The sequence below is a fragment of the Pseudomonas indica NBRC 103045 genome, from assembly GCF_002091635.1.
GTDB lineage: Bacteria > Pseudomonadota > Gammaproteobacteria > Pseudomonadales > Pseudomonadaceae > Pseudomonas_M > Pseudomonas_M indica.
In genome coordinates this window covers 149,422-164,499 of record NZ_BDAC01000009.1, presented here as the reverse complement: position 1 = coordinate 164,499, position 15,078 = coordinate 149,422, and the positions used below count along the sequence as shown (strand labels likewise).

The following is a 15,078-nucleotide window of genomic DNA, read 5'->3' as shown; positions in this document are numbered from 1 at the left end:
CGCTGGGGAGAGGGCAGGGGTGAGGGGGCGATGCTTCGGTGTGCACTGAACTCCGCCCCCTCACCCTAACCCTCTCCCCAAAGGGTAGAGGGGACTGGCCCGGTGTCCCCCTTTCGGTCCCGTGAGGAGACCAAACGATGTTGAACACCCTTCTCCCCATCCTGCTTTTCGCCGCCCTGGGCCTGGCCGTCCTCGGTGCCGTGAAGCGCTTCGTCATGTGGCGCCGCGGCCGGCCGTCGAAGGTCGACTGGATCGGCGGCCTGCTGAAGATGCCGCGTCGCTACCTGGTGGACCTGCACCACGTGGTCGAGCGCGACAAGTACATGTCCAAGACCCACGTCGCCACTGCCGGCGGCTTCGTCCTGGCGGCACTGCTGGCGATCGTCGTGCACGGTTTCGGCCTGCATAACCGCATCCTCGGCTTCGCCTTGCTGGCGGCCACGGTGCTGATGTTCGTCGGCGCCCTGTTCGTCGCCAAGCGCCGGCGCAACCCGCCGAGCCGGCTGTCGAAGGGCCCGTGGATGCGCCTGCCGAAGAGCCTGCTGATGTTCTCGGTGAGCTTCTTCATCGCCACCCTGCCGGTCGCCGGCATCCTGCCGGAAGGTTTCGGTGGCTGGATTCTCGCCGCCATCCTGGCCGTGGGCGTGGCCTGGGGCGTGTCCGAGCTGTTCTTCGGCATGACCTGGGGCGGGCCGATGAAGCACGCCTTCGCCGGTGCCCTGCATCTGGCCTGGCACCGCCGTGCCGAGCGCTTCGGCGGCGGCCGCTCTACCGGTCTCAAGGCCCTCGACCTGGACGACCCGAAGGCGCCGCTGGGCGTGGAAAAGCCCACCGATTTCACCTGGAACCAGTTGCTCGGCTTCGACGCCTGCGTGCAGTGCGGCAAGTGTGAGGCCATGTGTCCGGCCTTCGCCGCCGGCCAGCCGCTCAACCCGAAGAAGCTGATCCAGGACATGGTCATCGGCCTGGCTGGTGGCAACGACGCCAAGTTCGCCGGCTCTCCGTACCCTGGCATCCCGCTCGGCGAGCACGGCGGCGGTCCGCACCAGCCGATCGTGGTCCAGGGCGGCAAGGGGCTGGTGGAGGCGGATACCCTCTGGTCCTGCACCACCTGCCGCGCCTGCGTCGAGGAATGCCCGATGATGATCGAGCACGTCGATGCCATCGTCGACATGCGCCGTCATCTCACCCTGGAAAAGGGCTCGACCCCAAACAAGGGAGCCGAGGTGCTGGACAACCTGATCGCTACCGACAACCCCGGCGGCTTCAACCCCGGTGGCCGGCTCAACTGGGCGGCCGACCTCAACCTGCCGCTGATGAGCGAGAAGGGCGAGGCCGAGGTGCTGTTCTGGGTTGGCGACGGTGCCTTCGACATGCGCAACCAGCGCACCCTGCGCGCCTTCGTGAAGATTCTCAAGGCGGCCAAGGTGGACTTTGCCGTGCTCGGCCTGGAAGAACGCGACAGCGGCGACGTGGCGCGTCGGCTGGGTGACGAGGCGACCTTCCAGACCCTGGCCAAGCGCAATATCGCCACCCTGGCCAAGTACCGCTTCCAGCGCATCGTCACTTGCGACCCGCACAGTTTCCATGTGCTGAAGAACGAATACGGCGAACTGGGCGGCCGTTACGAAGTGCTGCACCACAGCACCTACATCGCCACCCTGATGTCCCGCAATCTGCTGGACCTCGGCCAGCACAAAGGCGGCAGCGTGACCTACCACGATCCCTGCTACCTGGGCCGCTACAACGGCGAGTACGAAGCGCCGCGCGCCGTGCTCAAGGCCATCGGCATCGAGGTGAAGGAAATGGAACGCTCCGGCTTCCGCTCGCGTTGCTGCGGCGGTGGCGGCGGTGCGCCGATCACCGACATTCCCGGCAAGCAGCGGATTCCCGACATGCGCATGGTCGACATCAAGGAAACCGGCGCCGAACTGGTGGCCGTGGGCTGCCCGCAGTGTACCGCCATGCTCGAAGGCGTGGTCGCCCCGAGGCCGGAAATCAAGGACATCGCCGAGCTGGTGGCCGACGTGCTGATCGAGGCACCCGCACCGGTGAAGAAGCCGGTGGTGGCGAAGGCTGAGTTGGAGGGGGTGCAGTGATGGGTATCCGACCGACAGTGCATCGAGAGACTGGATTGTCATTCCGTTTCGAAGGGCGCGTTGGGGGAGGGTGTCAGTCGATACACCGCCCCCTCACCCCAGCCCTCTCCCCAAAGGGGCGAGGGAGCCGTTCGTGCGAGATCGGGAATCCGAGTACGAGGTCGAGCCTGGTACGGGCTCAAGGACCCGCACGTCCAACCCCCTCTACCCTCTGGGGAGAGGGCCGGGGTGAGGGGTCGGAGTTAAGGCAAACATCAAGGCTCCGTCTACGTCCAACCATTCATGCCGCCCGGCAGCCCGAGGTATGCCCATGACCATCATCCGCCGCGATCCCCGCGCCGAGTGGATCGCCCGCAACCGCCTGCACCCGCTGCACGGCAAGCTGCAGCAGGCTGAGGCCCGCTGGATGGGCCCCAACGGCCTGATCCGCAAGAATCCCCATGCCGTCGGCTTCATCGGGCCCAACGGCATCAAGCGCATCGACCGCTCCGGCGCGCAGCAGGGCGGTAGCGCCCGCCAGCGTTCCGCCGCCGTCGAGGCCGTGCAACTGCCGCTGCACGTGGTCGCTCAGCCGGCGCACTACATCTGCGTGGTGCCGGACATGGTCGGCGGACGCCTGTCCAGCCACGACAAGGACCTGCTCGGCCTTGCCCGTCAGCTCGCCGGCAACGACGGTGCGGTACTGGCGGTGGTGTTCGGTGAGCACAAGGAAGGCGCCTTCGACACGGCCGGTGTGGACCGCCTGCTGCTGATCCAGGGCGAGGAATACGAAGGCTATGCGCCGGAACAGCGCATCCAGGCCCTGGCGGCGGTGGAGCGGCAGTTCGCGCCACGCCACTGGCTGCTGCCCGACAGCCGCATGGGCGGTGCCGAGCTGGGCCGCCGGCTGGCCGCCAAGCTGGGCGAGCGCCCGGCCACGCGGGTCTGGCAGGTGGAGGGCGAACGCTGTGTCGGCCGCGCCGGCGCCGGTCGCGAAGACCTGCACCGCGCCTTGCCGCGGCTCATCCTGGCTGCCGCCGAATGCGCCGAGCCGGTGGGCGAGACCCGTCACGAAGCACTGCCGCTGTCCCTGGACAACAGCGTTGCCCGCAGCCTGCCACGCATCGAAGACCTCGGTCCGGTGGCCGTGGACCCGGCGCAGATTCCCATGGCCGAAGCCGAGTTCATCCTCTCCGGCGGCAATGGCGTGAAGAACTGGGACCTGTTCCACCAGGCCGCCCAGGCCCTCGGTGCCACCGAAGGCGCTTCCCGCGTGGCGGTGGACGATGGCTTCATGCCGCGTAATCGCCAGGTCGGCGCCACCGGTACCTGGGTCACCGCGCGGGTCTACCTGGCGGTGGGCATCTCCGGGGCGATCCAGCACCTGCAAGGCATCGGTGCCTGCGACAAGGTGGTGGCGATCAACCTCGACCCCGGTTGCGACATGATCAAGCGCGCCGATCTTTCGGTGATCGGCGACTCGGCGGCGATCCTCCAGGCCCTGATCGAGAAGGTCAGCGCCTGGCGGCAGGGAGGGGCGCGCGATGCGGCCTGACGCTCATGTAGTCCGGATGTCATCCGGGACCCAGCAACAGCCATTCCCGGATTTCAGCCGGGCCTCGGGGGAAGCATGACTGACCTGAACATCGTCACCCTGGTATCGGTCGGCGCCCACCCGACCTCCGGCCGCGCACGCCGCGCCGAGCAGGACGCCCGCGCCGTGGAGCTGGGCCTACGCCTGGCCGGTGAGCACCTGCGCGTGGTACATGCCGGCGACCCTCGCGAGGAAGCGTTGCGTGCCTACCTCGGCATGGGCCTGCCCGAACTGACCGTGCTGGAGCAGCCGGCCGGCGCCGACGCGCTGCCGGCGCTGGCCGACTTCCTGGCGGAGGCCGGCGCCCAACTGGTGCTCACCGGCAGCCAGGCGGAGACCGGCGAGGGCTCCGGCCTGCTGCCCTACCTGCTCGCCGAGCGCCTCGGCTGGCCGCTGGTGGTGGGGTTGGCCGCGGTGGAGAAAGTCGAACAGGGCCACGCCCAGGTCCTGCAAGCACTGCCGCGCGGCCAGCGTCGCCGGCTGAAGGTGCGCCTGCCGTTCCTCGCCAGCGTCGATAACGCCGCCCCGGTCGCCCGCCAGAGCGCCTTCGGCCCGGCGCGGCGCGGCGAGCTGCAGGTGGAAGCGGTGCCGGCGCTCACCGACGAACTGTTCGCCGACGCCCAACTGCAACCGGCGCGCCCACGGCCCAAGCGGCTGAAGGTGATCAAGGCGAAGACCGCTGCCGACCGCTTCAAGGCCGCCACGGCCAAGGCGTCCGGCGACGGCGGCCAGGTCCTGCGCGACCTGACGCCCGAGGCGGGGGCCGAGGCGATCTTCAAGTTGCTGGTGGAGGAAGGGGTGGTGCGGTAGGGCGCTGCTTTCTTTTTCCGAAGGTGGGGGTGGGTGGTGTGTATGCCCTGTGGTGTTCGCCGATACCCCGCCCCCCTCACCCTAGCCCTCTCCCCAGAGGGGCGAGGGGATGGAATGTGCGGGGTAGGGAGCCCGTGCACCTGCTTAGCTGCCTTCAGTTATCTCTCGGCTTGGCCTTTGCGTCACTTTCCCTCCGTGTAGTCATCTCCTCAAGGTTGAATGCGTGACCGATTCATGGATGACCTTCTCCGTGGAAACCGAAATATCCTTCACGCCTTTCTCGCTGCGATGAGTCGGGGTTAGTTCACATCAATCAATAGCGTCTTGCTCGGACGACCGAAGTTGCACGGGCTGCCCCCTCGCCCCTCTGGGGAGAGGGCTGGGGTGAGGGGGCAGAGGTAGGAACCCCTCGAATACCCAGCCTTACCTCAGCCCAACCCAAGGTTTCCCACAAAACTTGTGAACCACTCTGTGGATAACTTGTTAAGCCCTTCCCCCACACCACAGCCCCCGGCCCCCTCCACAATCCGCTCATTTCCTGCCCAATCGCTTGAAAGACAAAGGCTTACCGAGGCACTCGGATAATCGCCCCGAAGCCCAGCCTGTCCACACAGCCTGTGTGCCGTCCTGTGGAAAAGCTGTAGAGACATCGCGCAATCCCCGTCCTGGCAACGGTTACGGGCCGGTGGACGATTTCTGCTCAGTCCCGCTCCTGGCGCTTCACTTCGTACAGTTGCTTGTGGCCCTTCGCCTGGAAGTCGTCGGCGATGGCTTGCGCGTCGGCATAGGTATGGCCGGCGCTGACGAGAAAGCGGTTGCCGTTGTCGTCCAGGCGTACCACGGACCAGACAGGCAGATCGGCATCGGCAGGCGGGGAAGATTGGGTCATGGGCAAGCCTCGGCGGGATTGCCTGACAGGTGTAGTCCGGATCGAGGCCGGCGCAACCCGTGGCGTCGCTCAGCGACGAGGGGAGCAGGCCAGCACGCCGTAGCCGGCGAGGAGGATCAGAAAGCAGAGGGTCAGGGACATGGGAAGCGATACGCCCCCACCGACCAGGGTCGGTGGGGGTGTGTGCGGCTTATTCGCCGACCTGGCGCAGTTGCGGCGCGGCTTCTTCCACGCCCAGGTTGTTGAGCATGCGCTCGCTGTACCAGTCGAGGAAGTTGATCACGCCGAACTCGTAGGTCTTCGAGTACGGACCCGGCTGGTAGGCGGTGGAGTTGATGCCGCGCTGGTTTTCTTCGGCGAGGCGACGGTCCTGGTCGTTGGTGGCGTCCCAGACTTCGCGCAGGCGGGCGATGTCGTAGTCGACACCTTCCACCGCGTCCTTGTGCACCAGCCACTTGGTGGTGACCATGGTTTCCTGGGCGCTGATCGGCCACACGGTGAAGTTGATCAGATGGTCGCCCATGCAGTGGTTCCACGAGTGCGGCAGGTGGAGGATGCGCATGGAGCCCAGGTCCGGGTTCTGGATGCGGCCCATCAGCTTCTTGCTGCCGGGCTTGCCGTCCATGGTCATGGACACGGTGCCCTTGAGCAGCGGCATGCGCACGATGCGGTTGCGCAGGCCGAAGCTGGCGTGGGCGTAAGGGATCTTCTCCGCGTCCCAGGCGGCGGCGGAGGCAGCCACGTGGTCCTTGAACGCCTGGTCGGCGCGCGGGTCGGTGACGTCGTCCCACTCCAGCAGGGTGTTCAGCAGCTCGGGGTGCGAACCGTTGCAGTGGTAGCACTCGCGGTTGTTCTCGATCACCAGCTTCCAGTTGGCCTTTTCCATCAGCGTGGTGGAAACCGCCACCTTGGTGTTCTCCATGTCGTACGGCTCCATATAGTGCTCGAGCGTACGCAGGAAGTCGTCGATGGCCGGCGGCTCATCCGCCAGCGAGACGAAGATGTAGCCGCCGGCGCTCTTGCAGTTCACCGGCTTGAGGCCGTACTGGTTCATGTCGAAGTCGGCGCCCATCTCGGTACCGGCGAACAGCAGGCGGCCGTCCAGCTCGTAGGTCCACTGGTGATAGGGGCAGACCAGCTTGGCCACCTTGCCCTTGTCGCTCACGCACAGGCGCGAACCGCGGTGGCGGCAGACGTTATGGAAAGCGTGGATTTTCCCTTCGGCGCCGCGGATCACGATGATCGGGTTGTCGCCGATCTGCAGGGTCAGGTAGTTGCCCTTGGCCGGAATTTCGCAGGTCATGCCGGCGATCAGCCATTCCTTCTGGAAGATCTCCTGCATGTCGATCTGGAACAGGCGCTCGTCGTTGTAGAACGGCTGCGGCAGGGAGAAAGTGTGATCGCGGGTTTGCAGCATCTCGGCGGTGGCTTTGCGTGCCGGCTCCAGCGGGTCGCCCAGGCTCAGGGTGGTGGTAGTGCTCATCGTTGACTCCTCATGGCGGGCCGTCAGGGCGGCTGCCGCGTAAATGGCTTGTTCGGTGTGCTACGCAAGGCGGCGAACAGGCCCTTTGTTATCCGGCGTGGGCTGATCGCTCGTTGAAACCTTATGGTGTCCGGCTGGAATCGAGTGTGGGGTCGGCGAGGGTGGGAACCTTGTCCATGGGCGACATGGCCGCATCCGTTTCCGACGCTGCAGCCCCGGTGGCATGGGGCTGGTCGCGATAAGCATGTGGATGTCGCGAACAGGTAAACGGAGGTGACTGGTCTCTGCGCAGAATTCACCACAAGAGGCCGAATAGACGGCCGTTGTGCGCGGAGTCATGCCATGTCGAACAGCTTCCTCAACCCGGTCAACACCCAGACCTGGACCAACGGCCGCCATCTGGTGCGCTGCGTCAAGGTGATCCAGGAAACCTGGGACGTGCGCACCTTCTGTTTCATGGCCGACCAGCCGATCCTGTTCTTCTTCAAGCCCGGTCAGTTCGTCACCCTGGAGCTGGAGATCGAGGGGCAGCCGATCATGCGCTCCTACACCATCTCCAGCTCGCCGTCGGTGCCCTACAGCTTCTCCATCACCATCAAGCGCGTGCCGGGCGGCAAGGTTTCCAACTGGCTGCACGACAACCTCAACGAGGGCGACATGCTGCCGGTGCACGGGCCGGTGGGGCTGTTCAACGCCATCGATTTCCCGGCGGACAAGGTGCTGTTCCTCAGCGGCGGCGTCGGCATCACCCCGGTGATGTCCATGGCGCGCTGGTTCTTCGACACCAACGGCAACGTGGACATGGTGTTCGTCCACAGCGCCCGCACGCCGAAGGACATCATCTATCACCGCGAGCTGCGCCACATGGCCTCGCGCATCAACAACTTCAAGCTGCACCTGATCTGCGAGCGCTACGAGATCGGCGAAACCTGGTCCGGCTACCGCGGCTACCTGAGCCAGCCGATGCTGGAGCTGATCGCGCCGGACTTCAAGGAACGGGAGATCTTCTGCTGCGGCCCGACGCCCTACATGAATGCCGTCAAGCGCCTGCTGGAAGCCAATGGCTTCGACATGAAGCGCTACCACGAGGAATCCTTCGGGGCGACGCCGGCCGACGTGAGCGAAGAGGTCAGGGAACTGGCCGCCGAAGCCGCCGAGGCGCCGGAAATTCCGGCGGGCGACCTGCACCAGGTGTCCTTCACCAGCACCGGCAAGAGCATCCGCGTGGCGCCCGGCGAGACCGTGCATGCCGCCGCCGCCAAGCTCGGTCTGCATATCCCGAAGGCCTGCGGCATGGGTATCTGCGGCACCTGCAAGGTGATGAAGACCTCCGGCGACGTCGACATGGAGCACAACGGCGGGATCACCGACGAGGATGTGGCCGAGGGCTACATCCTGTCCTGCTGCAGTGTGCCTAAGGGCGATGTCAGCATCGACTATTGAAAACGTACAGAGCGTAAAACCACCACTACGCTGCGGGCCGCACACGGAAAGGCCTGCAGCCCTCCTTGCACAGGTTGCCCACAAGGCTTTGCACAGCTTCTGTGGGCAAGCTGTCGCCGTAACTGGCTGAATTCGTTCGAAAAACGTCCATCCTCCAGAAACGGTGGGGGCTCCGGGCCTGGGCGATGTGTCTACAGCCTGTCCACAGGTTGATCCACCGTTCATGGGGATAACGCCGGGTTGAGCCTTGCGGGGGAACGGCGGTCCAATAGGACAGGACCGTCTCCCAGGAGGAACGATGAAAGCGCCCGCCGCCTGCCTCGCCCTGGTTCTGTGCACGCCGCTGGTGGTCGCCCAGGAGCGCCCGCCCGGCTCTCCCGGCACGCCGACACCGCAACCCTATGGCCAGCCGGCACCCATCACACCGCGTCCGCCGGCGGACCGGTTGCCGCTGATCAACGACGGCGGCAACCGCAACCTGCCCAGGCCGAAGGAAAACATGCGCCAGGAATCCCTGCCGCTGTTGCGGGAGCGGCTGGAGCGCGACGCCACGCCCCGGACGCAGCCGAATGAAGAAGAGCGCGGACGCCGGCCGTGAGTCAGAGCCGCGGCTCGCTGCACTGCGCAGGAAACGACCAACCTTCTCCAGGGCCCGCCGCTCGTGGGTTGCCCCCGTGTCCGCACAGCTTTTCCACAGGCTGCTGCACAGCTTCTGTGCGCAAGCTGCTGCTCAAACCCTTGAAATAGCTCAATAAATCGCCGGATCGCCAGGGCTGGCGTGGCGTCTGGGCTGTAGCCGGGGGCGAACAGCTTGTCCACAGAGTCATCCACGCCGGCTGTGAGTAAGCCCGGCGGATACGAGCGGATCAGATGCCCTCGTCGCCCATGTACTCCTCGGTTGCCCTCACCACCATTTCACGCCAGCCACCCGCTTCCCCGGCGACCATTTCCAAGGCCTGCAAAGTGGCCAGGAAGGCGTCGCGGTAAAGCAGGGGATCGTTCTGCGCGGCGGCGTTGTCGGCGTGTTCGCGGGCCTGGCGGAGCAGGGTCTGGAATGCATTCTGGTCGAAAGACATGGCGGCCTCCTTGGGTTTTCCGGTTAGACCGTCACCGGGTCGGCATCGCAGCACCGACCATCGGAAGGCGCTGCGTGCACCGGACGCGGAGGCGGGCGGTCAGCCCTCCTGGCCGGCGGCCAGTTCGGCGTCCCGGGATCTGGCACGGATGACGGCGGGGCGCGTGTTCACCCTTTCAATATAGGCCTTGATCGTCGGGGTCTCTTCGACCAGCCCGAAGCGGGTGGTCCAGGCCAGTGCCACGCCCCAGAGCAGGCCGGCCGCCGTATGCCGCCATGCCCTCCGGCCGGAGGCGCCTCAGCCGTGAGCGGCCGTCATCACGTCGCGTATATCCGCCGCCAGTTGCTCGACGCGCTCGGCCTGGGTGTCCCAGGAGCACATGAAGCGCGCGCCGCCGTTGCCGATGAAGGTGTAGAAGCGCCAGCCGCGGACGCGCAGGGCTTCGATGGCGGGTTCGGAGAGTTGCAGGAACACGCCGTTGGCTTCCACCGGGAACATCAGGCTCACGCCGGGGATGCCCGCGACCCGCTCGGCGAGCAGGCGGGCGCAGCGGTTGGCGTGGTCGGCGTAGTGCAGCCAGGCGTCGTCCTGCAGCAGGCCGACCCAGGGCGCGGAGAGGAAGCGCATCTTCGAGGCCAGTTGGCCGGCCTGCTTGCAGCGGTAGTCGAAGTCTTCGGCCAGGGCCTTGTTGAAGAACAGGATCGCCTCGCCCACTGCCATGCCGTTCTTGGTGCCGCCGAAGCAGAGCACGTCGACGCCGGCCTTCCAGCTCAACTCCGCCGGCGAGCAGCCGAGGAAGGCGCAGGCGTTGGCGAAACGGGCGCCGTCCATGTGCAGGTTCAGGCCGAGTTCGCGGCAGGTCTCGCTGATCGCGCGGATTTCGTCGGGACGGTAGACGGTGCCCACCTCGGTGGCTTGGGTGAGGGTCACCACACGGGGTTTCGGGTAGTGGATGTCCTGGCGCTTGAGTGCCACCTCGCGCACCGCCGCGGGTGTCAGTTTGCCGGCCTGGGTGGCGGCCAGCAGCAGCTTGGAGCCATTGGAGAAGAATTCCGGGGCGCCGCATTCGTCGGTCTCGACGTGGGCGGTCTCCGAGCAGATCACGCTGTGATAGCTCTGGCACAAGGCGGACAGGGCCAGGGAATTGGCGGCGGTACCGTTGAAGGCGAAGAAGACTTCGCAGTCGGTCTCGAACAACCGACGGAAGTGGTCGGCGGCGCGGGCGGTCCATTGGTCCTCGCCGTAGGCGCGTTCGTGGCCGTGGTTGGCTTCGGCCATCGCGGCCCAGGCTTCCGGGCAGATGCCGGAGTAGTTGTCGCTGGCGAACTGTTGGGTCGGGTCTGTCATGCCTGATTCCTTGTTTCGGTCGCCCGCCGTCGCGGTCGGGCGGATGGCCGTACTTTACGCCAAGCCCGGGCCGGGCGAGTGAGTGCAAGCGACATCTTGTTGCAGCCCATTCCCTGGACGAAAAGTGGACATTCTTCCGCAGGCTGCGGACTGCCTGGGCTGGCGGCGGGAGCGCACAGGTTATGCACAGCGCGGTACTTCTGTGCGAAAGCCGAAGCGGCAAGCCGTTGAAATCGTTCATAAAACGCTCGCTTCGCGGCGCACGCCCCGGGTTGCGGGCCGTAGCGAGGTGTCGACAGCTTGTCCACAGGGCTGTCCACCGTGGCTGTGTGTAAACCGTCAGGCTTGTCGAGGAACTCCAGCCGCTATTCTGGTTTCAGAACTAAGGGCACAAGCGTTCGGCTTGTCGCCGCCTTTCGAAAAGGAGTGTTCCCATGCGCTATCACCCTCTGCTCGCCCTGTTCGCCTCCCTGGCCGTCACCCTGCCGGCGGCTGCTGCCGACTGGCCCGCCGGTGGCAAGGCGGATTTCATCAAGGAGTGCGTGGCCAGTTCCAAGTCCACCCATGGCGAGGACGCTGCGAAGGACTATTGCGAATGCGCTGCCGACAAGGTCAGCGATGAGTTCAGCGAAGCCGAGATGGAAGAGCTGCACAGCAAGACGGGCATCACGCCGCAGATGCAGCAGCGCCTGGTCAGTGCCTCGAGCAGTTGCCTGAGTGAGCTGAACCAGGAGTAATGCGTGCCGCATGGCCAGCCGGGCCCGTCAGGGAAGCCGGCAGACTTGCCGTGCGCGCCCCGCGGGCCGGCGGATGCGACTATGCTGCCGCGATAGCCTTCGACACGGCGGAGCCATGCTGCAGCACGACGTTTCCGACCTGACGGCCTGCCCGGAGCGGGCCGTTTCCCTGCCGCGCGATGCGGCACTCGACCTGATCAAGTGGCTGGCCATGCTCAGCATGGTGCTGGACCACTTGCGCCATGTCTGGTTCGAGACCGCATTTCTTTATGTCCCCGGGCGGCTGGCGTTTCCCTTCTTCTGCCTGGCCATCGCGGTGAACGTCGCGCGTCCGGTAGTACCGGGGCATTCTCCGCTCCGCGTGCGCTACCTGGGCTGGCTGCTGGCCTTCGCCGTGCTGTCCGAATTCCCCTATCGGTTGCTGGTGGAGTGGCCGGGAAGTCTCAATGTGCTGCCGACCCTCGCCCTCGGCATGCTGATCGCCAATGCCATGGCGCGGCCCGGGCGGCTGGACCGGGGCCTGGGGCTGGCTGCCTTGCTGCTCGCCGCGTGGCTCCACGAAGACCTGATGTTCGGCCTCTTCGGCGCGGTGCTGCCCGCCGCCTTCCTGCTGGCGCTGCGTGGCGAGGGCTGGAAACTGCTGCCCGGGGTGATCTGCCTGGCGGCGAACTATTGGTGGGAAATCTACGCCCGGGCATGGGCCCTGCAACCGTTCGCCTGGCTGGTGATCGCTACCTGTTTCGTCGCGCCTTTCATCGGTTTGTGGTTGTTGCGTCATCCGCCACGCTTCCCGGTACCGCCCATGCGACGCTGGGCGTACCTGCTCTATCCCGGGCATTTCCTGGCGCTCTGGGGGCTGCGCGAATGGCTGGTCCGCTGAGGGGATAAACCGGCGCGGGACCGTGGTTGTCCATCGGCGACGCCCCATGTCGCAAACGCATTCTCCCGTGGCGTCCCCAGGCATACCGCTGCGTAGGCCCGGCCATACCATCGCCTCCAAGGACAACCCCTCATTGATACGCGTGCCAGCGCCGGGAGACCCGCGATGTTCAGCAAGCAAGACCAGATCCAGGGCTACGACGACGAACTGCTCGCCGCGATGAACGCGGAAGAACAACGTCAGGAAGATCACATCGAGCTGATCGCCTCCGAGAACTACACCAGCAAGCGCGTGATGGAGGCCCAGGGCAGCGGCCTGACCAATAAATACGCCGAAGGCTATCCGGGCAAGCGCTACTACGGCGGTTGCGAGCACGTCGACAAGGTCGAGGCCCTGGCCATCGCCCGCGCCAAGGAACTGTTCGGCGCCGATTACGCCAACGTCCAACCGCACTCCGGCTCCCAGGCCAACAGCGCCGTATACCTGGCCCTGCTGCAGGCCGGCGACACCATTCTCGGCATGAGCCTGGCCCACGGCGGCCACCTGACCCACGGGGCCAAGGTGTCGTCCTCGGGCAAGCTGTACAACGCCGTACAGTACGGCCTCGACCCGGCCACCGGCCTGATCGACTACGACGAAGTGGAACGCCTGGCCGTCGAGCACAAGCCGAAGATGATCGTCGCCGGCTTCTCCGCCTACTCCAAGACCCTCGACTTCCCGCGCTTCCGCGCCATCGCCGACAAGGTGGGTGCGCTGCTGTTCGTCGACATGGCCCACGTGGCCGGTCTGGTCGCCGCCGGTCTGTATCCGAACCCGATCCCCTTCGCCGACGTGGTCACCACCACCACCCACAAGACCCTGCGCGGTCCGCGTGGCGGCCTGATCCTGGCCAAGGCCAACGAAGAGATCGAGAAGAAGCTCAACGCCGCGGTGTTCCCCGGCGCCCAGGGCGGCCCGCTGATGCACGTGATCGCCGCCAAGGCGGTGTGCTTCAAGGAAGCGCTGGAACCGGGCTTCAAGGACTACCAGGCACAGGTCATCAAGAACGCCCAGGCGATGGCCAAGGTGTTCATGGATCGCGGCTACGACGTGGTCTCCGGCGGCACCGACAACCATCTGTTCCTGGTCAGCCTGATCAAGCAAGGCCTGACCGGCAAGGATGCCGATGCCGCCCTCGGCCGCGCCGGCATCACGGTGAACAAGAACGCCGTGCCGAACGACCCGCAGTCGCCGTTCGTCACCTCCGGCGTTCGCATCGGTACCCCGGCGATCACCACCCGCGGTTTCAAGGAAACCCAGTGCGTGGCGCTGGCCGGCTGGATCTGCGACATCCTCGATCACCTCGGCGATGCCGATGTCGAGGCGCAGGTGGCCGCCCAGGTGGCCGGGCTCTGCGCGGACTACCCGGTCTACCGCTGAGCAGCAAGCGACCCTCTCCCCCGGACCCTCTCCCGTAAGCGGGGGAGGGGAATGAAACCAGGAGCCTACAGATGCAACGTTATTCCGGCTTCGGCCTGTTCAAGCACTCGCTCAGCCACCATGAGAATTGGCAGCGCATGTGGCGCAATCCCACGCCGAAGCCGGTCTACGACGTGGTCATCGTCGGCGGCGGCGGCCATGGCCTGGCCACGGCCTATTACCTGGCCAAGGAATTCGGCGTGAAGAACGTCGCCGTGGTGGAGAAGGGCTGGCTGGGCGGCGGCAACACCGCGCGCAACACCACCATCGTCCGCTCCAACTACCTGTGGGACGAGTCGGCGCAACTGTACGAACACGCCATGAAGCTGTGGGAAGGCCTGTCCCAGGACATCAACTACAACGTCATGTACTCGCCGCGCGGGGTCTACAACCTCTGCCACACCCTGCAGGACATGCGCGATTCCGAGCGCCGGGTGAGTGCCAACCGCCTCAACGGCATCGACGGCGAACTGCTCAATGCCGAGCAGGTGGCCGCCGAGATTCCTTACCTGGACTGCAGCAAGAACACCCGCTACCCGATCATGGGCGCGACCGTCCAGCGTCGCGGTGGCGTCGCCCGTCACGACGCGGTGGCCTGGGGCTATGCCCGCGCCGCCGATGCCGCCGGTGTCGACCTGATCCAGCAGACCGAAGTGATCGGCTTCCGCAAGCAGGACGGCGCCGTGATCGGCGTCGAGACCACGCGCGGTTTCATCGGCGCCAAGCGCGTCGGCGTGGTCACCGCCGGTAATTCCGGACACATGGCCAAGCTCGCCGGCTTCCGCCTGCCGATCGAGTCGCATCCGCTGCAGGCGCTGGTGTCCGAACCGATCAAGCCGATCATCGACAGCGTGATCATGTCCAACGCCGTTCACGGCTACATCAGCCAGTCGGACAAGGGCGACCTGGTCATCGGCGCCGGCATCGACGGCTACAACGGCTACGGCCAGCGCGGCTCCTACCCGACCATCGAACACACCCTGCAGGCCATCGTCGAGATGTTCCCGATCCTGTCCCGGGTGCGCATGAACCGCCAGTGGGGCGGCATCGTCGACACCAGCCCGGACGCCTGCCCGGTCATCTCCAAGACGCCGGTGAAGAACCTGTTCTTCAACTGCGGCTGGGGTACCGGTGGCTTCAAGGCCACCCCGGGTTCGGGCCACGTATTCGCGGCCAGCCTGGCTACCGGCGAGATGCATCCGCTGGCCAAGCCGTTCGCCCTGGAACGCTTCCATACCGGCGCATTGATCGACGAACACGGCGCTGCCGCCGTGGCGCACTGA

14 protein-coding genes are annotated in these 15,078 nt (G+C 66.0%); 9 read left to right on the top strand and 5 right to left on the bottom strand.

What is annotated here, in order from left to right; translation table 11 throughout:
* Window positions 1-137: 137 nt before the first annotated feature.
* From dgcB to etfB, 3 genes are all read left to right on the top strand, one after another.
* Window positions 138-2,099: a dimethylglycine demethylation protein DgcB gene (gene dgcB, locus PIN01S_RS12905; RefSeq protein WP_084336078.1), complete on the top strand. Its 1,962-nt coding sequence runs from the start codon at window positions 138-140 to the stop codon at window positions 2,097-2,099.
* A gap of 310 nt (window positions 2,100-2,409) precedes the next feature.
* Window positions 2,410-3,633 (top strand): electron transfer flavoprotein subunit alpha, encoded by a 1,224-nt coding sequence (etfA, locus tag PIN01S_RS12900; RefSeq protein ID WP_084336077.1) that lies wholly within the window; start codon window positions 2,410-2,412, stop codon window positions 3,631-3,633.
* Between the two features lie 75 nt (window positions 3,634-3,708).
* Window positions 3,709-4,482: an electron transfer flavoprotein subunit beta gene (gene etfB / locus PIN01S_RS12895; RefSeq protein ID WP_084336076.1), complete on the top strand. Its 774-nt coding sequence runs from the start codon at window positions 3,709-3,711 to the stop codon at window positions 4,480-4,482.
* A 700-nt stretch (window positions 4,483-5,182) separates the two neighbouring features.
* Here etfB and PIN01S_RS12890 read toward each other — a convergent pair.
* Entirely contained in the window at window positions 5,183-5,371 is a 189-nt protein-coding gene (locus PIN01S_RS12890; protein ID WP_084336075.1) for a hypothetical protein, read from the bottom strand.
* Window positions 5,372-5,561: 190 nt separating this feature from the next.
* Window positions 5,562-6,854 carry a glycine betaine monooxygenase oxygenase subunit gene (gbca, locus tag PIN01S_RS12885; protein WP_084336074.1) on the bottom strand — a complete coding sequence of 431 codons (1,293 nt, stop codon included), beginning with the start codon at window positions 6,852-6,854 and terminating at the stop codon, window positions 5,562-5,564.
* 342 nt (window positions 6,855-7,196) lie between these two features.
* Between gbca and gbcB the strand changes: the two genes are divergently transcribed.
* Together gbcB and PIN01S_RS12870 are read left to right on the top strand one after the other, a co-directional pair.
* Entirely contained in the window at window positions 7,197-8,297 is a 1,101-nt protein-coding gene (gene gbcB, locus PIN01S_RS12875) for a glycine betaine monooxygenase reductase subunit (protein ID WP_084336073.1), read from the top strand.
* Between the two features lie 298 nt (window positions 8,298-8,595).
* Window positions 8,596-8,895: a hypothetical protein gene (locus PIN01S_RS12870; RefSeq protein ID WP_084336072.1), complete on the top strand. Its 300-nt coding sequence runs from the start codon at window positions 8,596-8,598 to the stop codon at window positions 8,893-8,895.
* A gap of 268 nt (window positions 8,896-9,163) precedes the next feature.
* Here PIN01S_RS12870 and PIN01S_RS12865 read toward each other — a convergent pair whose 3' ends face one another.
* The 3 genes from PIN01S_RS12865 to PIN01S_RS12860 form a co-directional block, all read right to left on the bottom strand.
* Window positions 9,164-9,373, bottom strand: coding sequence for a hypothetical protein (locus PIN01S_RS12865; protein WP_084336071.1), 210 nt, complete (start codon window positions 9,371-9,373; stop codon window positions 9,164-9,166).
* A gap of 99 nt (window positions 9,374-9,472) precedes the next feature.
* Window positions 9,473-9,616 carry a glutathione S-transferase family protein gene (locus PIN01S_RS26755; protein ID WP_169715828.1) on the bottom strand — a complete coding sequence of 48 codons (144 nt, stop codon included), beginning with the start codon at window positions 9,614-9,616 and terminating at the stop codon, window positions 9,473-9,475.
* A 54-nt stretch (window positions 9,617-9,670) separates the two neighbouring features.
* Window positions 9,671-10,720, bottom strand: a complete 1,050-nt coding sequence (locus tag PIN01S_RS12860; protein ID WP_084336070.1) for a threonine aldolase family protein — start codon at window positions 10,718-10,720, stop codon at window positions 9,671-9,673.
* A 434-nt stretch (window positions 10,721-11,154) separates the two neighbouring features.
* On the opposite strand from PIN01S_RS12860, the gene PIN01S_RS12855 reads away from it, so the two are divergent.
* From PIN01S_RS12855 to PIN01S_RS12840, 4 genes are all read left to right on the top strand, one after another.
* Window positions 11,155-11,457 carry a hypothetical protein gene (locus tag PIN01S_RS12855; protein ID WP_084336069.1) on the top strand — a complete coding sequence of 101 codons (303 nt, stop codon included), beginning with the start codon at window positions 11,155-11,157 and terminating at the stop codon, window positions 11,455-11,457.
* Between the two features lie 115 nt (window positions 11,458-11,572).
* The gene (locus PIN01S_RS12850; protein WP_084336068.1) at window positions 11,573-12,337 is read left to right on the top strand and encodes a TraX family protein; all 765 of its coding nucleotides are present in this window, start codon (window positions 11,573-11,575) and stop codon (window positions 12,335-12,337) included.
* A 165-nt stretch (window positions 12,338-12,502) separates the two neighbouring features.
* Window positions 12,503-13,756: a serine hydroxymethyltransferase gene (glyA, locus tag PIN01S_RS12845; RefSeq protein ID WP_084336067.1), complete on the top strand. Its 1,254-nt coding sequence runs from the start codon at window positions 12,503-12,505 to the stop codon at window positions 13,754-13,756.
* Window positions 13,757-13,827: 71 nt separating this feature from the next.
* Complete coding sequence (locus PIN01S_RS12840) at window positions 13,828-15,078, top strand: sarcosine oxidase subunit beta family protein (protein ID WP_084336066.1); 1,251 nt, start codon at window positions 13,828-13,830, stop codon at window positions 15,076-15,078.

Coding starts and splice junctions, on each gene's coding strand:
- PIN01S_RS12840 (WP_084336066.1), top strand. CDS start 13,828: ATGCAACGTTATTCCGGCTTCGGCCTGTTCAAGCACTCGCTCAGCCAC.
- PIN01S_RS12865 (WP_084336071.1), bottom strand. CDS start 9,373: ATGTCTTTCGACCAGAATGCATTCCAGACCCTGCTCCGCCAGGCCCGC.
- glyA (WP_084336067.1), top strand. CDS start 12,503: ATGTTCAGCAAGCAAGACCAGATCCAGGGCTACGACGACGAACTGCTC.
- PIN01S_RS12860 (WP_084336070.1), bottom strand. CDS start 10,720: ATGACAGACCCGACCCAACAGTTCGCCAGCGACAACTACTCCGGCATC.
- etfA (WP_084336077.1), top strand. CDS start 2,410: ATGACCATCATCCGCCGCGATCCCCGCGCCGAGTGGATCGCCCGCAAC.
- dgcB (WP_084336078.1), top strand. CDS start 138: ATGTTGAACACCCTTCTCCCCATCCTGCTTTTCGCCGCCCTGGGCCTG.
- PIN01S_RS12870 (WP_084336072.1), top strand. CDS start 8,596: ATGAAAGCGCCCGCCGCCTGCCTCGCCCTGGTTCTGTGCACGCCGCTG.
- PIN01S_RS12855 (WP_084336069.1), top strand. CDS start 11,155: ATGCGCTATCACCCTCTGCTCGCCCTGTTCGCCTCCCTGGCCGTCACC.
- PIN01S_RS12850 (WP_084336068.1), top strand. CDS start 11,573: ATGCTGCAGCACGACGTTTCCGACCTGACGGCCTGCCCGGAGCGGGCC.
- etfB (WP_084336076.1), top strand. CDS start 3,709: ATGACTGACCTGAACATCGTCACCCTGGTATCGGTCGGCGCCCACCCG.
- PIN01S_RS12890 (WP_084336075.1), bottom strand. CDS start 5,371: ATGACCCAATCTTCCCCGCCTGCCGATGCCGATCTGCCTGTCTGGTCC.
- gbcB (WP_084336073.1), top strand. CDS start 7,197: ATGTCGAACAGCTTCCTCAACCCGGTCAACACCCAGACCTGGACCAAC.
- gbca (WP_084336074.1), bottom strand. CDS start 6,854: ATGAGCACTACCACCACCCTGAGCCTGGGCGACCCGCTGGAGCCGGCA.